Source organism: Bacteroides acidifaciens, from assembly GCF_903181435.1.
GTDB lineage: Bacteria > Bacteroidota > Bacteroidia > Bacteroidales > Bacteroidaceae > Bacteroides.
Genome location: NZ_CAEUHO010000004.1, coordinates 1,190,179 through 1,214,641, shown reverse-complemented (window position 1 = coordinate 1,214,641; position 24,463 = coordinate 1,190,179). Strand labels below are relative to the sequence as shown.

The window sequence follows — 24,463 nt, the reverse complement described above, 5'->3', positions numbered from 1 at the left end:
TACAGTATATGAAGATGAAGAAGATATTTTATTCTGTCCTTTTACTTGCTTTGACAGCTTGTATGGGCAACCAACAGATTACGGATAACGAAACTGGTATGGTTTCCGCAACTGAAGTTGCGGCAGACACCGTGGCGAAACAAACCGAAGTGGATGCCGTCACTTCCGCGACTTCGAAACCTAATCAGGTTTCATTCAACGGGCGCATTGTCCTTCCACCCCAACGACAGGCGACCATAGCGTTAACGATGGGTGGGGTAGTCAAGAACACTTCTCTGTTGCCCGGACAACATATAGCTAAGAACGCAGTTATCGCCACCTTGGAAAATCCGGAATTCATTACCCTGCAACAAACTTATCTTGACAGTCATGCGCAAGCGGAATATCTTCTGGCGGAATACGAGCGTCAAAAGGCACTTTCCGCCGAACAGGCGGCTTCGCAAAAGAAGTTTCAGCAGAGCAAAGCGGATTATCTCTCCATGAAAAGCCGCCAGGATGCCGCTGCCGCACAACTCTCACTGCTGGGTGTCGCCCCGGAGACATTGCTAAAGAACGGCATCCAGCCATTGCTGGAAGTGAAAGCCCCCATCAGTGGATATGCAGCCAATGTGGCAATGAATATAGGCAAATATATCAATCCGGGAGAAGCTCTTTGTGAGATTATTGACAAAAGTTCCCCGATGCTTTGCCTGACTACTTACGAAAAAGACCTTGCAGACATACAAGTGGGCAGTCCCGTGCAGTTCCGCGTCAACGGGATGGGAACGCAGACTTTCAACGGAACAGTAGTCTCCATCGGACAAAAAGTAGACGAAACCAACCGTTCGCTCGAAGTTTATTCTTCTATCAAAGAGACAAACGCACAATTCCGACCGGGCATGTATGTCACGGCACATATTCAGAAAAACGATTAATCACTAAAAAATTCTCCTATCTTTGCAGTATGATAGTAAAGGCAATAAAAAAAGACAAATATGTGCTTTCCACAGTCATTATCTCGATGGCTGTAGCGGTGCTAATCCATTTCCCGGAGTCCGTATCCCTTTTCGACCGGTTCGAGAGCCATTCGTTATTTCCCGGAATGAAGTTTATGGATGTGGCTAATGAGATACTCTTTACTTTTCTGTCTCTGCTCCTGCTTTTCGCTGTCAATACACGGCTGTTCCATTTCAACCAGTCGTCTATCAAGATTACGGGAACAAAGATTCTGCTCTCTTTCATCCTGACGTGGATATTGAGTAATCTGTTGGGGCAAGTCTTTGTCTTCCTGCACAAAACGTTCGATATTCCAGCTATCGACGCGATGGTACACCATTATCTGCATCCATTGAGGGATTTCATCATGGCGTGTCTTGTCACCAGCAGTTGTTATATCATCCATCTGATATACCGCCAGCAGCAGGTACTCATTGAGAACGAGCAACTCCAAGCGGAAAATATCCGCAACCAGTATGAGGTGTTGAAAAACCAGCTCAACCCGCATATGTTATTCAATTCGTTGAATACCTTGCGCTCACTGGTACGTGAGAATCAGGACAAAGCCCAGGATTATATCCAGGAACTTTCCCGGGTACTGAGATATACGCTGCAAGGCAACGAATCGCAGAGCGTCAGCCTTCGGGAAGAAATGGAATTCGCTTCCGCTTATATCTTCCTGCTAAAGATGCGCTTTGAGAACAACTTGCAGTTCGACATACAGATAGACAAAGCATACGAAGATTTCCGGCTTCCACCAATGGCTGTGCAGGTATTGATTGAGAATGCCGTTAAACACAATGAAATAAGTAACCGGAAACCGCTGGCTATCCATATCACCACAGACGGGAATGGCTTCTTGTCCGTCAGCAACGACATTCAGCCCAAATGGACTGCCCCCCCCGGAACGGGTATCGGGCTGGTTAATCTTGCCAAGAGATACCACCTTTTATTCAAGCAAGAGATACAAATCACAGAGGATAAAGAATTTACCGTTTCTATTCCTCTGATTGACGAAGCACAATAAAAAAAACAGTGATTTACAGATAAAAAGACACCATGAAGACTGTCATTATAGAAGATGAAAAGGCAGCGGTACGCAACCTTTCCTCACTGCTCAACGAAGTAAAGCCGGACGCGGAAATTGCCGCCGTACTGGACAGTATCGGTTCCACTATCGAATGGTTCGGCTCTCATCCGATGCCGGACTTGGTATTCATGGACATTCATCTGGCGGACGGCTCGGCTTTTGAGATATTCAATCATGTCAGTATCACTTGCCCGATTATCTTCACCACCGCCTATGACGAGTATGCTCTGCGGGCTTTCAAAGTGAACAGCATCGACTATTTACTGAAACCTATCGGCAAGGAGGACATCGAACGTGCCCTCACCAAACTTGGAAACTTACAACATACCGACACCCCCGACTCTCAACCGCGCCACAACCCACACCAGGAAGAAGAGCTGTTACAACTTTTCCATTCGCTCAAAAAGCAGGAGAACTATAAGACGCACTTTCTTATCCCAATGAAAGGAGACAAGCTCTTGCCTGTCTCCGTAGATATGATACAATTATTTTATATAAAAGATTGCCAAGTTAAAGCAGTATTAACCAACGGCACAGAATACAACTTCGCCCAAACACTGGACGAACTCGCCGACTGTCTCAATCCCCACCTTTTCTTCCGTGCCAACCGCCAATATCTGGTTTCACGGGAAGCTATCAAAGACATTGATTTATGGTTCAACAGCCGGTTATCCATCAATGTGCGATATCCCGGAATCAAGGAAAAGATTCTGGTCAGCAAGGCACGGGTGGCGGAGTTCAAAGAGTGGTTCTCTAAGAAACAATAAACCAAAAGCTAACCCCAGGAATTAAATTCAACAATACCAATTTCAGTTCTGTCACAAAGCTTCAGTTTACTCTATTGAGTTTCAACTCATCACAGTACGGAAATGAATGAAATCTCTAATTAACAGTATCTAAACTAGCTAAAACTCTCTTACTGAATTTTTATGCTATAATCCGGTTTCAGCCGTTTCAGTTTTATTCGCAAACGCCTTGTCAGAAGGTGATAGCGGCTGAAGGCGAAAAAAAATACCCCCTGCGAGAATAGGTTGTAGCCAGGGGTGAGTGCTTTCAGCGCATTCAGTTTTTTCATTTTCAGACTTGACAGTAGCTCTATATATTCACCGTGGTAGGTATATATACTCACCGTACTGGATCTATATGCCCACCATGCGGGGTATATAGATTCATCACCCGGGCAAAAGTGGGTGGCACGTGGTTAAGTTATACACTTTTGCATTCAGGAGTGACTTCAGCCAAAAACACCGATGAAAAGGGACTTTTTTGAAGAACTGAAAGCTGAAGGCGGTTTTTTACTTTTTATATTTGGTAGGAGATTTAGCTGTAATAAGTAGGAGACTTGACTGTGGTAAGTACTACACTCAATGAAATGATATAGGAGACTTGAGTAACTCAAGTACATGGCTCGGCTTACTTCAGTACTGTTTTGATTCATCTCCGTACGAATATGAACTATTTACCGACAGAAAAACAAAAGAAATAGGTTAGCAATAAAGCTCGTATAGGAACACATGGTCTTCTATCTAATAAATTAAAATAAAAGAAAGGAGAGCTTGGTCCTCAAGCTCTCCTTTCTTTTATTTCGATATAAATGAGACTGTTATTTCTTCGCCAGTTCATTAATCACATTCATAATCTTCTGACCGATTTCTTCGGCAGCTTCCATTGTAGATGCTTCGCTATATATACGGATAATGGGTTCCGTATTACTCTTGCGCAAGTGCACCCATTTGTCTGCAAAGTCAATCTTCACACCGTCGATGTCATTGATTTCTTCGTCTTTATAGATTTCCTTTACCTTAGCAAGAATAGCGTCTACGTCAATTTCCGGAGTCAAGTCTACACGGTTCTTGGCGATGAAGTAAGGCGGATAAGTAGCGCGGAGTTCGCTGACTTTCTTTCCTTCGTGAGCAAGATGGCTGAGGAACAAAGCGATACCTACCAATGCGTCACGACCGTAGTGACTGGCGGGATAGATTACTCCACCGTTTCCTTCACCACCGATAACGGCATTGGTTGCTTTCATCTTCGTTACTACGTTCACTTCGCCTACGGCAGAAGCATTGTATTCCATACCATATTTGCGGGTTACATCACGCAGGGCACGGGTAGAACTCAGGTTTGATACCGTGTTGCCCGGAGTATGCTTCAGTACATAGTCGGCAACAGTAACCAGTGTATATTCCTCACCGTACATTACACCGTTTTCGCAAATCATTGCCAGGCGGTCAACGTCGGGGTCTACAACAAATGCTACATCTGCTTTTCCACCTTTCATCAAGTTCATGATGTCACCGAGATTCTTTTCAAGCGGTTCCGGATTGTGTTGGAAGTTTCCGGTAGGTTCGCAGTAGAGTTTTTCTACGTGTTTCACACCCAGGCGTTCCAAGAGTTCGGGAAGAATGATACCACCTACAGAGTTTACACAGTCGATAGCTACACGGAAATCAGCTTTTTTGATAGCTTCAACATCTACCAGGTCAAGAGCCAATACGCTGTCGATATGTTTTTGATTGTAGGTAAGGTCTTTGCGATAAGAACCCAGGTGGTCTACATCTGCATAGTCGAATTCTTCAGCTTCGGCGATACGAAGTACTTCGTTACCTTCGGCTGCATTGAGGAATTCGCCATGTTCATTCAGCAATTTCAGTGCATTCCACTGTTTCGGGTTATGAGAAGCTGTCAGGATAATACCGCCACAAGCACCTTCCATTGTTACAGCCAGTTCTGTGGTCGGAGTAGAAGCCAGGTCGATGTCTACAACATCCCAGCCCATTCCCATCAAGGTGCCGACTACTACGTTTTTTACCATTTCACCTGAGATGCGGGCATCACGTCCCACTACAATTTTGTTGCTCTGTACTTTGCAAGTTTTGCGAATCAAAGTAGCATAAGCTGAGGTGAATTTAACAATGTCAAGCGGATTCAGTCCTTCACCCGCGCCTCCGCCGATTGTTCCGCGGATGCCAGAGATAGATTTGATTAGAGTCATAGGTTTCTTACTAAAAGATTTATTTAAATGTTAGTGTCTTAGCTTCGTCTTTTACGGAATTCCGTGATATCATAGAAGTAAGGAGTCACGTATTGTTGCGCTGACTGGTGTCCCATTTTTGAAGGAACGATAAGACGTACGTGAGCATTGTCACGCAGATAAGGCAATGCTAAAAGCCATCCTTGAGGCACGGCAGTACTTGCATAATATTGTCCCCATACATAGTCCATCTCTATGAATGTACCGGCTGAGTAAGTTTCTGCTTTCACATAACGGAATACGGCAGGATAAGCATATAATTGTCCGGCATCCATGTATTCTTCCAAAGGAATATTGAAGGCTGCGAGTTCACGGGTATCAACGTTTGTTTCCGCATAACGGGTGCAGATGATGTTGCCGTCTACAAACTTGTCTTTTTCCTTTTCCTCATCTGTATACCCTTTATTTTCTTCATCTTTATTCGGATCATAATCACCACAACCACGGTCTATAATCTGCATATATACCCCCTCACTGGAAAAGAAGACGAATTCATCATAAGCATCTCCATTCGCTTTCGCTTTCGTCACGGTATCATTCCGCTCGAATTCATCTACAGAAATCACATGAATCGCACTATCTTTGATAAACCTCTCTACAGCATTTTTCTCATCTTCCAGCATTTCTGCATAGGTCTTTGAATCGTCGCATGCCTGGAACAGACTTCCGGCGGTTAACAAGGAGAGAAATAAAAATACAAGTTTCTTCATTATCTGTTATTTAGCTATATTCCGTACAAATGTATCTTAAAATCATCAAAAGTTGAAAGGGGAAAGTTGAAAGTTCGTATCTTTTAACCTTTCCATATTCACTTTTAACCTTCCATCTTTAGCTTTTGGCTGTTAGTAATGGTTTATACTTCTCCAATGCTTTCTCGAAAACCGCTTTTGCTTCTTCCATCGTTCCGAAAAATTCACCGCCGGACGCGTTCAGATGCCCGCCGCCGTGAAAGAATTCGGCAGCTAGCTGATTGCATGGGAAAGTCCCTACCGAACGAAGGGAAATCTTAATCATCGGCTTCTCGGTATCTTCCCGCAGGAAACAAGAGAAACAAACATTCTTGATGGTAAGAGGGATATTGACAAAGCCTTCACTATCGCCTTTTATATAATTAAACTTACTTTGCTCGGCTTTTGTCAGCGTTATCAAGGCAGCGTTATAATCCGAGTAAACAGTCATGTTCGACAATACGTATCCCATCAGGCGCAAACGGCTCTCAGAGTAGGTATTGTACACTTTACGGTAGATATCATCCTTGTCAATTCCTTTGGAAAGGAGTTCGCTGATGATGAAGTAAATCTCCCGGTTGTTCGAGTTGTAGGTAAAGCCACCGGTATCTGTCATCATACCTGTGTAGATGCATTCGGCACCTTCCTTGGATATATCGCTGAAATAACCCATCCGGCAAATCAGGCGGAATATCAGTTCGGAAGTAGAAGAAATCTTGGGATAAGACATGGTTATCTTACAGAATTCTTCGGGATACAAATGATGGTCTATCATTATCTTACGGGCAGGAGAAGCCGCTACGGCATCCGCCATATCGTCAATACGCTTCAATGCATTGAAATCCAGGCAACAGATTACATCTGCTTCAGCTATCAGTTTGTCCGCAAAATCCTTGTAACGGTCGTACAGAAGAATATCCTTGCTCCCCGGCATCCATCGCAGGAAGTCGGGAAAGGCGTTAGGTACGATTACGTTTACTGTCTTTTCCTGTGAGTCCAGAAAATGATATAATCCCAGTGAGGAACCAATGGCATCGCCATCAGGAGATACATGAGATACAATTACTATTTTGTCAGCTCGTTCGAACCATTTTGTGAAATGGTCTATTTTGGCTTGTTCTATTACTTTTGTTAACATACTCATCTATTTTATCAGGGTGCAAATGTACGATAATTCTTTGTACTTAGAGCAAAAAGCAAACAGAACCTTCTTCGGATAAAGAGATAAAACGCAAACCGGATTGCCTGCACTCCTCTTCAAGACGGTTTCTGCGATGTTCTGAAAGAGAGGCATCCAACAGGATACAGCCGGGAGCAAAGAGTTTGGTTAGTTCTTCCAGATGACCGTCATAGCCTTTGCATAAGTAAAGATAATCAATAGTATATAACGCAGAAACAGCCGATTTGTTCCGCCAACGGTTGTCGGTCACCATACAGACACGGCATCCGTAATAGGATATTATTTGTTGCCGGCGGGAAAATGCGCCGGTCTGACAATCGGCAGTTATTTCTTCCGGCAATAGAAGGTGATGGTGATTCCAATAGTTAGTTGCCACCCGTTTCAGAAGTTTCTTGTCCGGGAGTGTATCGGCATAATTTATCCAGGAATGCCCGTCACTCTCAATGCAATGGACGGCCGGACAACCGCGCACATTATAAAAGACCAGGCTGGACTGCGGACGGTCAATCCAATACATCATAACATGGCAAACACTTAATAACAGGATGGAACAAAGACAGATTATCAGATTCCTGCATCGTCGAACCTTGAAATAATAGAACAACAGAGACAGAAAGACATAAATACCGAATACTTCCAATTGATAAAGCCATATTCCATCAATAGATGAATAAGGTAGTTGTTCTACCCACCTTACAAATAGATTCAGAACTTCCAATAGTCTTCTTAGTCCTTCTGCTACCCATACCTGAAGCCACGAAATCGGAGTGAGGAACAACATAAGAATAGCAACATACAAGATAATGGTTACCAAAGGAATAACAACTAAATTAGTCAGCAGAAAGTGTGTGGAGAAGCGGGAAAAGTAAAACATTATCAGTGGAGCCGTCCCCACTTGTGCAGCAATGGATACACTCAGTATTCCCCAAACATATTTACCTATTTTATTCTTCATTGTAAACAGACGGTAGACAGATGGCTGAAGAAGTAAAATCGAAATTACTGCAACAAAAGAAAGTTGAAAGCCCACATCAAACAGCCATACCGGATTACAAAGCAACATTATCCAGGCAGTAGCTGCCAATGTATTCAAAGAAAAAGGTTGGCGGCCGAATATATCCGCAACAGCCAAAAGAGAAAACATAGTGACCGAACGGACTACCGATGGCGAAAGTCCTGTAAGAAAGGCAAAAGCCCATAATAAAAGAAAGAGCAAAACAGCACGTACACATCGGCCTGTTTTCCCTCTTTTGGCTAGTGGTTTCAAGATAAAGAGAAGCAAGGCACATAAAAGCCCGATATGCAGACCGGATAGAGCAAGAATATGACTTGCGCCGGCTATAGAATAGCTCTCACGAACTGATTCACTCAGGTCTGTCTTATCTCCTATGGTCAATGCAGAAAGCACAGCCAGCTCATCACCATCAAATCCTAACTCACGATAAAGAGAGATTACTTTCCCCCGACAAGAGTTGGCTATATTCCTAAGATTAAGGGATGAGTTTGAAGATAACAGAATCCACTTTCCGGATGGGACGTAGCCTGTTCCACTAATCCCCTTCCTCGTCAGATAGCGGGCATAATCAAATTCATCGAAGTTCTTATTGTTGACAGGTGGAGATATGCGGGTGTATACTAACAGTTCATCTCCGCTCTTTAATCGGGAACTTGCCGAATCCCGTTGCAAATAAAGGATGGATTTTCGTTCTATCGGGTAGCTGTCGATAGAGTCACAATGTTCCTTTAATAATACTTGGCAGAGATAAGTATGTTCTTTAGCTTGAGGCACGTCCGTTATCAAAACCCGATAAACAGTCTCCTCTTTCGGAAAAGTATAATCCGTTGTTTGTTGCAGTTGCCAAGTCATCCCCATCCATCCGCCTGTAAAACAAAGAGCAAAGGCAATAATCCCGAAACACCAGCGCAATGCGTAACGTTCAAGGAAATAAAAGGCTATGGACAATCCAAAGAAAAAGCAGAATACAAGAATTCCCCAGAAGAGTTGCGGTGAACAACCGAAAAAGCGGTCACCACAAAAAACGCCTGCTATCCAAGGGATAATCAGGCGTATAGATGGATATTTATGAAGATAAAACGTATTCAACGCGTTATAACTACAAGTTATGCAGTTGGCGAACCATCCCTTCAGGATCCGGGGCTGCAAAGACTGCATTGCCCGCCACCAAGACATCGGCTCCTGCCTCTACGAGACGGGCACCTGTTTCCAAATTTACGCCCCCATCCACTTCAATCAAGGCTTTCGAACCTGTCCGTTCAATCAAGGCACGCAATTCGCGTACTTTCTCTACTGAATGTTCTATGAACTTCTGTCCGCCGAATCCCGGATTAACACTCATGACAAGCACCATATATACATCTTGGATAATATCCTGGAGCAAAGCTACCGGAGTTGCCGGATTGATTGTCACGGCAGGTTGCATTCCGGCTTCCTTGATTTGCTGAATCACGCGGTGCAAGTGCGGACAAGCTTCATAATGCACGTTCATCGTATGAGCGCCCAGTGCTTTCACTTCCGGAATAAACTTCTCCGGGTTTACAATCATCAGATGCACATCCAGCGGTTTCTTGCTCAACTTTGCAACATATTTCAGTACCGGAAAGCCGAATGATATATTAGGGACAAATACTCCGTCCATAATATCAATATGCACCCATTCCGCTTCACTGCGGTTTACCATTTCAATATCTTTCGCCAAATATCCGAAGTCAGCGGAAAGAATGGAAGGAGCGATAATTGGTTTCATAATTCTTTTATTTTAGGTTAGAAACAGTAATCTTCTATTTTATCACTTCATCTTACACCCATCTGCCAGACGGTATCCGCGAAGCAATTCATCCGTTTTCAGACGTTTTTTGCCGGGGAACTGTAATGAAAGGATAGATACAAATCCATCCGATGCAGCCACCTTAATGTATTTCTTTCCATCCGATACAATCGTTCCGACGGGCAGTTGGTGAAATTCGATAATCTTCTCGGTTTCAAAGACTTTCACGACTACAGTTTCGCCTTCAGGAGTAGTGAGTTCGCTCCAGGCAGCAGGATAAGGGGATAGTCCGCGGATAAAATCATAGACTTTCTTCACCGGTTGGTTCCAGTCAATCCGGCAGGTATCCTTGAATATTTTCGGAGCGGGACGAAGCTCACCGACAACAGTCATTTCTTCTTGGGGTATCGGTTTCACCGTATCGTTCAAGATGGCATCTACCGTTTCAACCACCAATTTACCGCCTAACAGCATCAGTTTATCATGCACCACTTCCACATTATCCGTATCCGCGATAGGCACACGGACTTGCTGGATTACTTCTCCGGTATCTATCTCATGTTTCAGGAAGAAAGTAGTAATACCCGTTTCCGTATCACCGTTAATTACTGCCCAGTTGATGGGAGCAGCCCCGCGATATTGGGGAAGCAGAGACGCATGAAGATTAAAAGTGCCCAGTCGCGGCATATTCCATACCACTTCCGGCAACATACGGAAGGCTACTACAATCTGCAAATCCGCTTTCCATTCGCGCAATGCTTCCACAAAAGCCTCATCCTTCAACTTTTCCGGTTGAAGCAATGGCAAATTCTGTTCGAGCGCGTATTGCTTGACAGGAGAATACTGTATTTTATGTCCACGTCCGGCAGGTTTATCGGGCATCGTTATCACACCCACAACGTTGTAACCACCTTCTACTAACTGTCGCAGGGCCTCCACCGCAAAATCGGGAGTACCCATATATACTATTCTTAAGTCTTCTTTTTTCATAATCACCTTATTATCTGCATAAACACCTGGCTCCGGCACCTTGTCGGCTAATCTTCCGAGAAATGTACCAGTACTTGCCGGTATGAGTTAAATATCTTCGATTTAGAGACAAAGCCTTCATAGCGTCCTTCCTCGTCAACTACGGGAAGATTCCAGGCTTTGGTGCCGTCAAATGTCTGCATTACCTGTTCCATCCCGTCTGTATTGAATATCTTGGCGGGAGCAGATACCATTAACTTGTTAACAGTGAAACGATGGTAAAGTTCCTGACGGAACATGATGTTGCGGATATCGTCAAGCAGGACAATTCCCAACAGTTCACCCGTTTTCTTGTCTGTTACAGGGAATACGTTTCGGTGGGAAGCAGCGATGGCTTTTACCAATTCGCCCAAGTCCATTTCGGGATGCACGGCAACAAAGTCCTTTTCCACCACATTCTCCATTTTCATCAATGTCAGCACTGCTTTATCTTTGTGATGAGTAAGCAGTTGTCCCCTCTTTGCCAGACGCATGGAGTAGATACTATGAGGCTCGAACGCGATAATCGTCAGATACGAACTTACAGAGACAATCATCAACGGAAGGAACAGGTCATATCCGCCTGTCAGTTCGGCAATCAGGAACACTCCTGTCAATGGGGCATGCATGACTCCACTCATGACTCCCGCCATTCCCATCAAAGCGAAATTCTTTTCGGGCAGATAAGCCGAGAACGCAAAATCATTGCTGAAATGTGAGAATACAAATCCGGCAATACAGCCCAGATAAAGCGAAGGAGCAAAGATACCGCCACAACCACCGCCACCGTTCGTTGCGCTGGACGCAAATACTTTCAGCAGGATAATCAACATCAGATATACCAGCAGCAGGTTGCCATAGCCATAGAACATGGAGTTGTTCATGACCGTATCCCACTCCGCGGCAGATGTACCGTTCAGCAGAAGATTAATCGTATCGTATCCTTCACCGTAGAGAGGCGGGAAAAGGAAAATCAATACGCTCAGCATCACACCACCGAAAGCCAGTTTCTTATAGGGGTTCTTGAGTTTTCCGAAAACACCTTCCACTGAATTCATGGCGCGTGTGAAGTAGAGAGAAATCAGTCCGCAGAAGATACCTAACAGGATAACGAAAGGAATACGCTCCAATTCGAACGCCTGGTCGAGATGGAACTTGAACATGGCTTCCGTACCGGTAACAATGTACGAAACGGTAGCCGCTGTCACTGCCGAAATCAGCAAAGGAAGCAGAGAAGACATGGTCAAGTCAATCATCAGCACTTCCAATGTAAAGACCAGTCCGGCAATCGGTGCTTTAAAGATACCGGCAATGGCACCTGCCGCCCCACAGCCGACGAGCAACATCAACGTTCGGTGCTCCATCTTGAATACGCTTCCCAAATTGGAACCGATAGCCGAACCCGTCAGAACAATCGGTGCCTCTGCTCCTACCGAACCACCAAAACCGATGGTTATCGCACTGGCGATGGTAGATGACCAAATGTTATGCCGCTTGATACGACCTTGCCGACGGGAAATAGCATACAAGATTTTGGTGACCCCATGACTGATGTCATCTTTAACGATGTTGCGCACAAACCAGCCCGCCAGGAAAATTCCGACAACCGGATATACCAAATACAGGTAGTTGGCTTCCGTTACATTAAAATTATCAGTCAAGAAATTCTGTATCTGATGGATAAAGAACTTCAATATCAAAGCTGCAAACGCTGTGAAGATTCCGACCAGGAAACTTAATATCAGGATAAATTGCTTTTCCTTTATATTAGCTTCCCGCCACTTGATGCAACGCTGTAATAAACTCTGTTTTTCCTCTTTCATTATTCGCGAATTATCTTAATCACTCCACCTTTGTCCAACTTAATAATACTTGATGGTTTCGGCCGGCTCATATCATCCTGACGGAAGCCGACGATATAATCTACTGCCGATTTGATTTCATCACTGATTTCGCTGAAATTGGCAGCACCGGGTTGCCCGCTCACATTCGCCGATGTAGAAACAATCGCTTTGCGGAATTGCTGGCAAAGACGTCTTGAGAATTCCTCGTTTGTGACGCGTATGCCCACGCTTCCGTCTTCCGCCAACAGATTCGGAGCCAAATTACGTGCCCCAGAATAGATTATCGTCAACGGCTTGTCGGCAACTTCAATCAAGTCCCATGCCACATCCGGCACATCTTGTACATAAAAATCCACTTTTACAGAAGTATCTACCAGTACCAGCATAGCCTTGCTATCAGCACGTTTCTTAATCTCATATACACGGCGTACAGCCTCTTCGTTAGTCGCATCGCAGCCTATACCCCAAACGGTATCGGTAGGATAGAGAATCACTCCTCCTTCATTCATCACCTGACAGGCTTTTTTAATATCTTCTATCATTTCTTGATTAATTTCTGTTGAGAATAACACGCAAAAGTAGTATTTTTGCGCCGAATTCAAAAAGATTAAGTGAAAACAATGGAAGAAATCGTATTTCACCACACGCTGCCTATTCAGTTGCGCTTCAATGACGTAGACAAATTCGGTCATGTCAACAACACTGTTTATTTCTCTTTTTACGATTTAGGAAAGACTGAATACTTCGCTTCAGTATGTCCGGGAGTGGATTGGGAGAAGATTGGCATCGTTGTCGTTCATATCGAAGCGGATTTCGTAAAGCAGATTTTTGCTTCAGACCATATTGCTGTGCAGACGGCTGTCTCTAAGATAGGCACTAAAAGTTTTCATCTGATTCAACGGGTAATTGATACGGAAACAAACGAGATTAAATGTGTCTGCAAGTCTATCATGGTGACTTTCGACCTGGAGAAACATGAATCCATGCCACTGACTAAGGAATGGATAGAGGCGATATGTAAGTATGAAGGGCGGGATTTGCAGAAAGCAGAGAAATAATGAATAAAATAAAGCCAACTCTCCCTATGGAATCGCTGGCTCTATTTTTTATATTAGGTTAATTATTCTCTGCCAAAGCCATAAAGCAACCTACTGCTTACTGTTAAATAACTTCCGCAAAACATTAGCCATATCTGTATTGTCTCTCCTGCCCGAATAAAGAACAGCTTGCTTTCCTATTGCATACAATGGCACAGGCGCTCCCGTATGAGTTTTAGTTGTCCATCCCAATGACGCCTTCTTATCCAACAAGGCAATAGCAGCCACCGCTAAAGGTTCATCTTTCGCGTAAAGGCTGACCACATCTTTCGACTTCTTCTTCAAGAAAGACTCTTCGTAGCAAACCAATAATTCAAGTTCTTCACGCGGGGTAATCTTAATTTGCTCCCAAAAGCCCAGGTTCTTTTTCAGAAACGCTTTCATGTCTTCCCACGAAGGAATCATCTTTCCGCTTTTCATTTCACGCATAGCAGCAGTCAAGACTTCTTGTGAACACTTCTGGTATTGGAGCAAGTCAATATTCAGGTTCATATCGGAGTTGCCCAGTCCAAGACCGCCCGTTTCGTGGTCGGCAGTCACTAATATCAATGTCTCGTTCGGATGCTTTTTGTAGAAATCATAAGCCAAGCGGATACATTGGTCGAAATCAATGGTTTCCTTCACAACAGCGCCACCGTCGTGGGCATGGGCCGCCCAATCTATTTTTCCGCCTTCTACCATCATAAAGAAACCCTTCTTCGCAGTTTCCTGAAAATTAGCAAGGCAGGCTTTTGTCAAGTCAGGCAAACTCAAGTCTTTGGCGGAACGGTCCATCGCATATTTCAGGCTTTTGCTCACTGTGTCGGTTGGGAAAAGGAGAATTTTATCCTTTGCAGTAGCACGGTTATAAGCGTCCATTCCACGAAACATCGTATAGCCTTTCTGATTGAACAAGTCGTAAAGGCAAGGCGCCGAAAGGTTCCGCTTGCTGCGAGGTTCGAGCAATCCCGCCCCACCGAAAAAATCGAAACCGGAATTGGCAGCATCCACTCCTATTTCGTAATACATAGAGCGGTCGGGCTGTGAAGCATAGAATCCACCGGGGGTAGCGTGGTCGATAGAGGCAGAAGTGATTATTCCTATTTTATAACCTTTATCTTTCAGTTGGCGTGCCAGGGATTTTAACCCGTGATTCTTTTCCGCATCCATTCCGATTACATAGTTCGTCGTTTTTTCTCCGGTAGCCAAAGCGGTAGCCGCGGCGGATGAACAAGTTATCAGGTGAGAAGCCGAGCGTGTGCATACCTGAGTCATCACAGGGAAAGTGGGGAATAACAGTGAGCGTTCGCCCGTATCTGTTCCTACTTTCTCCGCATAAATTTGAGTTGCTTCCACATGGTTGAATCCCATGCCGTCACCAATAAACAAGAAGATATATTTGGGGACTTGTGCTCCGTTTACAACGACACTGCACAATAATAATAGCCCCAACAGGGACAATCTTAAAAGTTTCTTCATTTCATTTTCCATTTTATTCGCAGCTTCAAGCCGTGCGATAGCTGATAAACAATAAGGTTATTCATAAACATAAATGATGTTGGGCACTCCGCGTTCTCCGGCGTGGTCGAAACGTTTATTATCACAAGGATAATTGACAACGCCATTATCTGGTGCTCCCGACAGCCATAATGTTGTGGAACCGCCACCGTCCAGATTCAACGCATCCTTACCGCCTAATATCCGAAGCAAGTGTGCCAGTTCGGGGATATTCACCCCTTCGGCACGCCCCGGGAAACGTCCGTTCACCGTGACAAGCAGTATTTTTCCGTCCTTCGTCATGCAAACAGCACTACGGGGATGCTTGGTCCGGACAAAGTCCCTTCCACACAAGCTCCAGTCGCATACCCGACCGTCCTTTAATAATAACGGTCCGGATGCCAATATTGTACCCATCTTTCGCTTATATTTTTTTTCTATCTGTCTGTTCCAGGGAATCAGCTTCATCTTTCCCTTCCGTTCGTAAACGGCTCCCGTGACACGTAGTTTAAACTCGTTTATCGTTGTCGTATCAATCACTTGCCTGTCTGTTTTCAGGAAACAGACAGAATTCCCATGCTTCATATCAAAATAAGAACCATTGATTGCCGCAAGCGCATGATGTTCGGAAGCTATCCGGCTTGTCTTTTTCATACCGTCCGATAGGGCAATGCCCGCTTTCATCCCTTTGCCGGGGTCAATCTCTATCAGGTTGATAACTTGGGGGCACTGATAAAGCTGAGGTATAGACGCACTCTTGTGGATAATTCCCTTTTGAGCATGTATTATCTCCCATTGTACGGAAACGATTGCCAAAGAATCTGATGCGGTCTGCCCTTTCAATGTTCCGACGGAACAGAGAGCTAAGACAAGGATAACGAAGTATTTTCTCATTGTAAATAGACAGATAAATGTGTTAAGTTAATAAATTCATCAAGTTATCTTATTCAGTAAGACTATTCCCTTGCAATATCCACGCAGCTTTCCGGGTTGCATATTGCGACCATGCCTTGATATCCGCAGGTATCTGTCCACTCAACTGATTATCATTCACTCTGAATATACCACTCGAACCACTCTTCTCGATTACCGTTCCATATCCGTAAGGGATACTTCCACTGAATCCGTTGGTATAAATCATAAACTCTTTCAGGCTCTTCCAAGTGGTCGGTTTATTGTTTCCGTCTAACGGAATAACCGGAAGCGGCCCGCTCAAATTATTACAATATGCCTTTATTGTCACCATACCGGGGATATTTATCAACATATCCAGATTGCCGGTAAACGTGTTGTTAAATCCGGCCGGAGTGGAAGTTGGATGATTTGAGATGTTAAAGCTAGTCAATAATTCACATTCTCCCAAAGATTCCGGCAAGTTTCCGCTTGCAGCAGATTCTATTATCCATAAAGTGGTCAACTGGGACAGTTGTCCTATTTCCTCGGGAATACCTGCTAACTTCTGATGTTTGAACTTTATGCTTCTCAGTTCCGACAAGTTGCATAAGGGGATAATATCTCCTTCGATATTATTCGGGGACTGAATATCAATCTCAACCACCCTCTTATTCTCAAACTTCAATCCGAACCAGTTTGTCGGGTTAGTTTCCAGTGGAGCGTCAAAGTTCCATTTCTTCGTCCAATTATCTCCGTTCGCACTTTCGTAAAACATTCGCAGATAATCAATGTCCCCCAAGGGTTTCTTATCCTGCGTTATCGTCAGTACGTCGGTAATCCCATTCGAACCTTTCAAGTACAATGAGGCGGTACGTCCCTCGTCTATATCCATATAAGGGTCAATCACCAATTTCAGTTCCGAATCATTGATGACGCCCGGAGTAATTGCCGCCCCGTCGGTAACGTGTATCCAGTCGCATCCTTCGGACAGTTCGTATGTGTAAGTAACCATTGTCGAAAAAGGTATCACCTCTTCCGCACTACCTTCCGCTCCTACTTTCACCGCACGTTTCTTTAAAGCGATACCCACTCCTTCCTGTACCACTCTCAGCTTTGTTTCGGCACCTTCGATAATCCAGCCTGCAATTTCCGCTTCGCGGGGAGCTACATTCGCATTCTTGGATACCGATATTCTGAAACTTCCCGTACCCATCCCGTTCGATGAAAGCAAGTCAATCCAAGTGGCGGAAGTCTTCACACGCCAAGGCAGATTGGATTCGATATCCACCGTATATTCCTTTTCTTCCAACGGAAGATTCAGCGTTCCGTCCACAAACTTCAAATCCGGTTCGGGCATTGTGCGTCCCGTATCATCCGTAAAGTCCTGACAGCTTGCCATACCCATCAGCAAGGACAGGCAACAGATGATTCCCCATAGACCTTGCCGGCAACTATACATTCTATTATTTCGTATCATAATGATTCAACTATTAAGATTCAAACTATTAATTATCAGTCACCACCAACAGCCCGTTGGCAACCGCTCTTTCGACACCGCCATTATCATAAGGCCAATTGCGGATAGCAAAACGGTTCTCTTCAAATCCCGCCTTCGAGCGGATAATGAACGTAGACGAACCGCCGCCATCCAGATTGATAGCATCCTTCGCTCCCAATGCTTTCATGACAACTCCCATTTCAGCATACCTCATGCCATTGGAGTACCAAAAGTTACGTCCGTCGGCAACCAAAATATAAACGACATTATTGTCCGTCACGCCGATAGCCGTCCGGGGTTCCAGCGCCGTCGATGTCTGAGGAAGCACATTCCCGTTCGTCATCAAACGCACGCGACCGCCCACCGCTTCCTGAATCTCATCCTTATAAGTATCATATTCGTCATACGAGCCAATCACCGCCTTCTTACCCTTCGTGACGGCAAAGAAAGTACATACATTATCGGTCATCGTATTCTTCAGACATACCCCGTTCCGGTAGTAAATGCCTTGCGGTGTTCCGTCCGTAGCAAAGAAATCACCATTCACGGCAGCCAGAACACGGCTGCCCTGTTTGTCGTGTGCCAATGCCTGCAACGTCATTTGTTGTTTCGTCTTGAGCTTACCTTCGTCTTTGGGAGACGAAGCCTTCATCGTCAGGTGCGTGTCTTTCAAATCGACTTCCAGGACAAACATCTTTACCGCTATACCTGTGGCAGAAAGGATTTCCATCTCCAAAGCCTTTACACCCGGAGCCAACATGTAAGTAGTGTCCGAGAAATATTGTCCGACGTATCCGTCACTTCCGGCAATTATCTTCTGTCCCAACTCCGTTTTCGCGCCCTCGGTGGAATAGACGGTCAGGTCTTCATCATTATTGCATCCCGTCCATAGCAGACAACCCAAAAGAAGAAGAGCGGAATCATATATCAGTTTTTTCATCATTTTGTCTCTTTAATAAGTATAAATACAATCATTATCAATATCCGGGATTCGGCTCCAGGTTCGGATTCGAAATCATTTCCTTGCCCGGTATAGGCAATACCAACTGATAATCTTTCAGTCCGAGCATTGTCTTTGCCTTATTCGTACGTATGAGGTCATAATATCTGAAACCTTCGGCAAGCAGTTCTTTCCGGCGTTCGTCCAGGATATATTCTATAAATTCGTCTTCATCCTTCGGATTTACGGCATCCAGCCCGCGTTCTTTCCGCAAGTCGTTCAGCCGTCCCAGACCTTTGGAGAGTCCTTGCGCTTCCGCACTTATCAGGTACATTTCAGCCAGACGGCTCATCACCACCGGGTCAGTACCGGTTTGTCCGCTCGGATATTTATTGATACAAGGTTCGGCACCTACATTGATAATGGAAACTTCTTTCCGTTTATCCTTGTCGTCATACATATTCATCACGTCGTTCGTGGGACGATACACATAGCTGCCGTGATTGGGATGAGCATATGTATAGAATAAGGTGGAAATGGTGATATTCGATTCTTCCGCCAGACATTGGAAGGAAAAGATAACTTCCGTATTGGTCTTTCCACGGAATATCTTGTCGAAGCTATCCAGTTTGTATTTTCCATCCTTTATCAGACCTTCCGCCAGTGCAGCCGCTTCCGTCTTTTTACCACGTTCGAGCATCACACGGGCTTTCAGTGCAAGGGCGGCATCGCGGGATACATAGTAACAACTGGAAGAAGTCCCCAGAAAAGCAAGGGCTGTTTCGAGTTCTTCCTCAATAAATGCCCACACCGCTTCTTCCGAATCACGGAAAGGCTTGTCCATCGTATTCACTCTTTGGATAGGCACACCACCCCAGCGTGTCACCAGTGAATGATAGATATATGCCCTGAAATAATGCGCTTCTCCGATAATCAGATTCCGCAGGTCGGATTCAGGAAGGTCTTCTACGATGGAGATAACATTATTCACTTGATATAAAGCATTGTAATAGCCGTTCCAACTGTTGGCTACGATTGAATTCAGTGAGGAAAGTACAGAGTTTATCAAGTCCCGTGCATTCCCTGTACTTTGAGTCAAGTCTCCGCCCAATATATCGAATGTAATATATGACTCACGCGCCGGAGAGTTCTGTACCTTATTGTACATTCCCATGCGTAAAGCCGATAAGTCTTTGGGCGTCACACTTCCCGGCGATACGGCGGAGTGGGATTCGATATCAAGCATGCCACTGCATGAAGCCAGCAACAGGCATCCCAGAAATATAGTAATAATCTTTTTCATCATTGTGAGCGTTTATGATTAGAAACTAAGGTTTATTCCGAAATTGACCGAACGGGAAGGCGGGACTCCATACAAATCGACGCCAAAGTACTGCGGGTCCATGTTCTTACTCACTTCAGGGTCCCAGCCGGAGTATTTGGAGAACAGCAACAGGTTATCCCCTTGCACATAGAGACGCAGACCTTTCAATCGAATCTTTTGTAACATTACTTGCGGGAATGTATAACTGAATGTAAGAGAACGCAAGCGGATGAAAGAGCCGTCTTCAAGGAAACGGGTGGAGTTCTTGCTGTTATGCCCACACAGCGTATTGACCGCACGCGGATATTTATCAGAACTTCCCGGAGCCGTCCAACGATTCTTGGCAACATCTTCCGTAATAGCCATGCGGTATCCGGGACGGGTAGCGGTCACCGCCCATTCGGCATACACATCATTTCCGTACATATACGTAAAGAACACATCCAACTGGAAACCTTTGTATTTGAAAGTATTGTTCCATCCGCCGAAGAAATCGGGATTGGAAGAACCGGTCAATACACGGTCGTTGTCATTGATAATGCCATTATTATCTGCGTCATGATATTTCACGTCACCGGCACGTACACCCAGGTCGTACAACGGTTGCGGCACTTCACCGTCATATTGGTAGAGCCCGTCCATCTGGAACAGGTAGAAAGCTCCCAGTTCCTCACCTACTTTCAAGGCGCGGTTAGCACCTATCGGAAGTAAGTCGTCTCCCAGCAGTTTAGTCAATTTGTTTTTGTTGTGGGAGATGTTGAAAGAGGAAGTCCAGTTGACTTTCCCTATATTCAGATGTCCGTTGATGGAAAACTCCACACCATAGTTCCGCATCGAGCCGATATTGCTGATGATACTGGTGAAACCGCTTGTTCCATGCAAGGGCATTGAATAAAGCAGGTTGTTCGTATTCTTCAGATAAATATCGGCTATCATATTCAGTTTGCCGTTCCAGAAGCCCAGGTCGAAGCCGAAGTCATACTGGTCGGCAGTTTCCCATGTCAGTTTGTTGTTTCCCATGCTGGTGACAGCCATACCGCTATTATTGCCGTAGTTGATACCGCCGGACATTAACGGTTGCCAAGCATAATTGCCGATTCCATCTTGATTTCCGGTCTTACCATAACTCAGGCGGAACTTCAAGTCTGTCTGAGGGAATTTCCAGAAAGATTCTTTCGAAACATTCCAACCTAAAGAGACAGAGGGGAAATATCCGTAACGGTCGGAAGGGGCAAAACGGGATGAACCGTCCGAACGCATGGTCACATTCAGAATGTAACGGTCTAAATAAGACAGGTTGATACGTCCGAAGTAGGACTCCATGGCAAACTCGGAGATGCCGCCCGAAGCGTTATAGATTTCGGAAGCCGTGCCGACCGTATCGAATACCGGAGACGGAAAACCGCGTCCGTCGATGGAAGATGTACGGGTGGACATCTTCTGGAAAGAATGTCCTAGCATCAAACCCGCTTCAAAATCACCGAACTTATCATTATAGTTGAATACATTCTCTATCAATAAGTTCTTCACCAAGCGGTTATACTCCACAATACGTCCGCCGCCTGCTCCATAAGGATGATTCTCATTGTAGTACACATAGTCATATGTATATCCGATGTCGGTGCTGACAGAGTTCTTCAGACTGAACTTCTTATATTTTAAGTCGGCATTGAACGTTCCTAAATAACGGTAGGTATCAATATAGGATACTTCTTCATTCAGAATCTGAAGCGGGTTATGACGTGCCAGTTCATCAGTTCCACCTAAATAATAGTCTCCGTTCGGCTTGTAAGGGCGGTCGAAAGGACGCTGTTCAACGGCACGGGCTACGATGGTAGAACCGATATTGGCTCCCGGAACACGGTTGTTTTTCAGATAATTACCGCTAACATTAGCACCGACTTCCAACCACGAAGCCATTTCATGGCTAATCTTCGCTTTCAGATTAATTTTGGTTATATCATTAGTCTTAATAATACCTTCCTGATAATTGTAATTGGCTCCGACATAGAATTTAGTTTTTTTGCTTCCACCGGAAAAGGAGAGGTCTACATTGTAAGAATGTCCCACTTGAGTAATCAAATCCAGCCAATCCGTATCGGGCATTCCCTGGAATGGGTTGGAGATAGGTACTACATATCCCGCCGAACCTACGGTATAGCCATTCTGACGATTATAACGTTCGACTCCGTCGTTGTAGGTTTCCACATACAAGTCGGAATCCGCATATTTGATGCGTCCTTTATTGGCAAATTTGGAGATTCCCGTACTGACATTCAAACGAATATCCGAACGGCCTTCCTTACCGGATTTGGTTGTAATCACCACCACGCCATTCGTTGCCCGCGAACCGTAGATAGCTGCCGAAGCGGCATCTTTCAATACTTCAATAGATTCGATGTCCGTCAGATTCAACACTGCCATCGAACTCAAATCTTCCCCCATATTGAATAAGGAAGCGTTACTGTTAAGGATGGGAATTCCGTCCACCACGTACAGAGGTTCGTTGCTGGCACTCAAAGAGGCCGCACCGCGGATACTCATTCGTTCGGAACTTCCCAAATTGCCGGAGCCGGTCGATACCGTAACACCCGCCACTCGTCCTTGTAGTAATTCACTCGGAGTCAACACCGGACGCATATTCGATTCGCTGGGCTTAAAAGAACTGATTGCATTAGTCACCAACGCCTTGCGTTGTGTACCATATCCTACAACCACCACTTCATTAAGTGCTTTTGAATCTTCGCCCAAGGTCACATTGATAGTCTGCTGTGCTTTCACCGGATATTCCATACTCTTATATCCGAGGAATGAAAAGACCAAGGTAGCATTATCGGGAACTTCAAGGCTATACTTACCATTTATATCGGTGATTGTGCCGATGGTAGTACCCTTAACCGACACATTGCATCCTACGATGGCTTCGCCCGAATATTCCTTCACCAGACCGGTTATTCTTTTCTTGTGTTGCACAGGACTTAGTGCTTCAACTTGTTTTTTCGTAAGGATGATGTGTTTTCCTTCCATTGTATAGGAGAACTCCGTACCCTTCAGCGCATCCACCAGCAGACTTGCCACTGTCCCATTCTGAGTGGAAATAGACACTTTCCGTTTCAGACTAACCTCGTGTTCATTATAGATAAACAAATAGTCTGTTTGTTTTTCAATCTGCCTAATGATTTCGGCGAATGTTGCGGTTCCTTTATTCATCGTAACTTTTTGATTCTGAGAATAGCCGTTCAGGGCATACGTCTCAAAAATGATGAATAACAGGAAAAAGACAGTTAACCTCATAATTCTTAAAATTTGAGTACAGTGTGTTTTTCTATGGACAATACGCCCATACCAAAGATTATTTTTCATATCTTTGCCTAGAGTTATTAAGTTAATACATAAAGATTTGGAATGAAAGTCGAGTCTTTTTTATTGACTTCTCACATATCGGTAAATGTTGCAGCATTTACCGATATTTTCGTTCTAAACAGACAGGTGCTCTTGTTTTCATGTTTTTCATTTTAGGGTTCATACTTCTTTATTAATAGATGATAATCTGATTCTTCTCATCATCCTGTATATAGTTAAATTTAACGTACTTCTGTAATACCTTCATCACGTGTTCGATACCTTCTTTCTGCCGGAACTTACCTGTACACGGACGGGAAGCTATCTCTTGATTATTGTTGATAATCTGCACTTCATAATATTGCTCCAATTTCTTGAATACCGTTGCCAAAGGTTCATTCTTAAAGGAATAGATTCCCATCCGCCAGAGGAAGTCGTTGTCCGAAGTGAATGTCTCTTTATAAAGTTTACCGTCTCTCGCTTCTACTTTCTCATGCGGTTTCAGCACTATTTCGTTTTGCGTATCCGGCTGGTAGACGGTTACTTTTCCTTCTATCAGAGACGTTTCGAACATGCCGGAATTCGGATAAGCGGATACGTTGAAGGTGGTTCCCAATACCCGGATATCATATTTCTCCGTTTCAACAATGAAAGGGTGTTTCTCGTCGTGCGCCACTTCAAAGTATCCTTCTCCTTCCAAAGTCACCTTTCTGTTTGTAGAGTGGAAGCCGTTGGCGGGGTATTTCAATGTGGAGTTGGAGTTCAACCAAACTGTTGTCCCGTCAGCCAATATCAGATTGGCACGCTGTCCCGCCGGAACGGTCACTGTCTGCACAGCGGTAGAATGTTCCAACCGGTAGTCCTGATATTCCTTATGGATGATAAAAGCGAGCATAGCAACTACCGCGGCTATCTTCATTGACGTCCAGAGATATCTCATTACAAGCTTCTTCTTTTCCGTATTCTTCGTATTCTGTCCGTCAACGTTTCCGTTCCAAAGAGTTGCGTTATAAATGCGATGTAACTGCATCAGTTGTTCACGATGTTCTTCGCTCTCCTTCATCCAGCGTATCACTTCCTTCTTTTCTTCGGGAAGTACGTCACCGGCAATATATTTATTAAGTAGTTTTATGTCCATATAGCGTTCTATTATCCAAAGCATTTATCCGCCTTGTACATAATAGACACACCAGAAAAGAAGCTCACTAGTCGAAAAGATGAAAAAGTGAGTTTTTCTTCAATCAACA

At 44.6% G+C, this 24,463-nt stretch carries 19 protein-coding genes; 4 read left to right on the top strand and 15 right to left on the bottom strand.

What is annotated here, in order from left to right; all coding sequences use genetic code 11:
• Positions 1 to 14: 14 nt before the first annotated feature.
• Genes CLIN57ABFB40_RS16650 through CLIN57ABFB40_RS16640 form a run of 3 tightly spaced genes read left to right on the top strand, consistent with a single transcriptional unit; the run spans position 15 to position 2,832 of the window.
• Positions 15 to 914 (top strand): efflux RND transporter periplasmic adaptor subunit, encoded by a 900-nt coding sequence (locus CLIN57ABFB40_RS16650; protein ID WP_175631110.1) that lies wholly within the window; start codon positions 15 to 17, stop codon positions 912 to 914.
• A gap of 29 nt (positions 915 to 943) precedes the next feature.
• A complete protein-coding gene (locus CLIN57ABFB40_RS16645) occupies positions 944 to 2,002 on the top strand; it encodes a sensor histidine kinase (protein WP_175631109.1) in 1,059 nt (352 codons plus the stop codon).
• A 32-nt stretch (positions 2,003 to 2,034) separates the two neighbouring features.
• Positions 2,035 to 2,832, top strand: a complete 798-nt coding sequence (locus CLIN57ABFB40_RS16640; protein WP_175631108.1) for a LytR/AlgR family response regulator transcription factor — start codon at positions 2,035 to 2,037, stop codon at positions 2,830 to 2,832.
• 836 nt (positions 2,833 to 3,668) lie between these two features.
• Here CLIN57ABFB40_RS16640 and glmM read toward each other — a convergent pair.
• The 8 genes from glmM to CLIN57ABFB40_RS16600 form a co-directional block, all read right to left on the bottom strand.
• Positions 3,669 to 5,060, bottom strand: a complete 1,392-nt coding sequence (gene glmM / locus CLIN57ABFB40_RS16635; RefSeq protein ID WP_175631107.1) for a phosphoglucosamine mutase — start codon at positions 5,058 to 5,060, stop codon at positions 3,669 to 3,671.
• A 38-nt stretch (positions 5,061 to 5,098) separates the two neighbouring features.
• Positions 5,099 to 5,809, bottom strand: coding sequence for a DUF4827 domain-containing protein (locus CLIN57ABFB40_RS16630; RefSeq protein ID WP_175631106.1), 711 nt, complete (start codon positions 5,807 to 5,809; stop codon positions 5,099 to 5,101).
• Between the two features lie 118 nt (positions 5,810 to 5,927).
• Positions 5,928 to 6,965 (bottom strand): DHH family phosphoesterase, encoded by a 1,038-nt coding sequence (locus CLIN57ABFB40_RS16625; protein ID WP_175631105.1) that lies wholly within the window; start codon positions 6,963 to 6,965, stop codon positions 5,928 to 5,930.
• A 46-nt stretch (positions 6,966 to 7,011) separates the two neighbouring features.
• Positions 7,012 to 9,111, bottom strand: coding sequence for a ComEC/Rec2 family competence protein (locus CLIN57ABFB40_RS16620; RefSeq protein WP_175631104.1), 2,100 nt, complete (start codon positions 9,109 to 9,111; stop codon positions 7,012 to 7,014).
• Between the two features lie 10 nt (positions 9,112 to 9,121).
• Complete coding sequence (rpe, locus tag CLIN57ABFB40_RS16615) at positions 9,122 to 9,772, bottom strand: ribulose-phosphate 3-epimerase (RefSeq protein ID WP_175631103.1); 651 nt, start codon at positions 9,770 to 9,772, stop codon at positions 9,122 to 9,124.
• A gap of 42 nt (positions 9,773 to 9,814) precedes the next feature.
• Positions 9,815 to 10,783 (bottom strand): methionyl-tRNA formyltransferase, encoded by a 969-nt coding sequence (fmt, locus tag CLIN57ABFB40_RS16610; RefSeq protein ID WP_175631102.1) that lies wholly within the window; start codon positions 10,781 to 10,783, stop codon positions 9,815 to 9,817.
• 47 nt (positions 10,784 to 10,830) lie between these two features.
• Complete coding sequence (locus tag CLIN57ABFB40_RS16605; protein ID WP_175631101.1) at positions 10,831 to 12,624, bottom strand: chloride channel protein; 1,794 nt, start codon at positions 12,622 to 12,624, stop codon at positions 10,831 to 10,833.
• Positions 12,624 to 13,187 (bottom strand): L-threonylcarbamoyladenylate synthase, encoded by a 564-nt coding sequence (locus CLIN57ABFB40_RS16600; protein WP_175631100.1) that lies wholly within the window; start codon positions 13,185 to 13,187, stop codon positions 12,624 to 12,626. The genes CLIN57ABFB40_RS16605 and CLIN57ABFB40_RS16600 overlap by 1 nt, the downstream gene beginning before the upstream one ends.
• A gap of 78 nt (positions 13,188 to 13,265) precedes the next feature.
• Here CLIN57ABFB40_RS16600 and CLIN57ABFB40_RS16595 point away from each other — a divergent pair, with 78 nt between their 5' ends.
• Positions 13,266 to 13,703 (top strand): acyl-CoA thioesterase, encoded by a 438-nt coding sequence (locus CLIN57ABFB40_RS16595; RefSeq protein WP_175631099.1) that lies wholly within the window; start codon positions 13,266 to 13,268, stop codon positions 13,701 to 13,703.
• A gap of 90 nt (positions 13,704 to 13,793) precedes the next feature.
• Here the strand turns inward: CLIN57ABFB40_RS16595 and CLIN57ABFB40_RS16590 are convergent, their stop codons facing one another.
• The 7 genes from CLIN57ABFB40_RS16590 to CLIN57ABFB40_RS16560 form a co-directional block, all read right to left on the bottom strand.
• A complete protein-coding gene (locus tag CLIN57ABFB40_RS16590; protein ID WP_175631098.1) occupies positions 13,794 to 15,200 on the bottom strand; it encodes an alkaline phosphatase in 1,407 nt (468 codons plus the stop codon).
• 57 nt (positions 15,201 to 15,257) lie between these two features.
• Positions 15,258 to 16,112, bottom strand: coding sequence for a phosphodiester glycosidase family protein (locus CLIN57ABFB40_RS16585; RefSeq protein WP_175631097.1), 855 nt, complete (start codon positions 16,110 to 16,112; stop codon positions 15,258 to 15,260).
• A 49-nt stretch (positions 16,113 to 16,161) separates the two neighbouring features.
• Positions 16,162 to 17,589 (bottom strand): BACON domain-containing protein, encoded by a 1,428-nt coding sequence (locus CLIN57ABFB40_RS16580; protein WP_175631096.1) that lies wholly within the window; start codon positions 17,587 to 17,589, stop codon positions 16,162 to 16,164.
• A 28-nt stretch (positions 17,590 to 17,617) separates the two neighbouring features.
• Positions 17,618 to 18,550: a phosphodiester glycosidase family protein gene (locus tag CLIN57ABFB40_RS16575; protein WP_254871797.1), complete on the bottom strand. Its 933-nt coding sequence runs from the start codon at positions 18,548 to 18,550 to the stop codon at positions 17,618 to 17,620.
• Between the two features lie 37 nt (positions 18,551 to 18,587).
• Complete coding sequence (locus CLIN57ABFB40_RS16570; protein WP_004314613.1) at positions 18,588 to 19,856, bottom strand: RagB/SusD family nutrient uptake outer membrane protein; 1,269 nt, start codon at positions 19,854 to 19,856, stop codon at positions 18,588 to 18,590.
• A 15-nt stretch (positions 19,857 to 19,871) separates the two neighbouring features.
• Complete coding sequence (locus tag CLIN57ABFB40_RS16565; RefSeq protein ID WP_175631243.1) at positions 19,872 to 23,084, bottom strand: TonB-dependent receptor; 3,213 nt, start codon at positions 23,082 to 23,084, stop codon at positions 19,872 to 19,874.
• A 325-nt stretch (positions 23,085 to 23,409) separates the two neighbouring features.
• Entirely contained in the window at positions 23,410 to 24,354 is a 945-nt protein-coding gene (locus CLIN57ABFB40_RS16560; protein WP_175631094.1) for a FecR family protein, read from the bottom strand.
• Between the last annotated feature and the right edge of the window lie 109 nt (positions 24,355 to 24,463).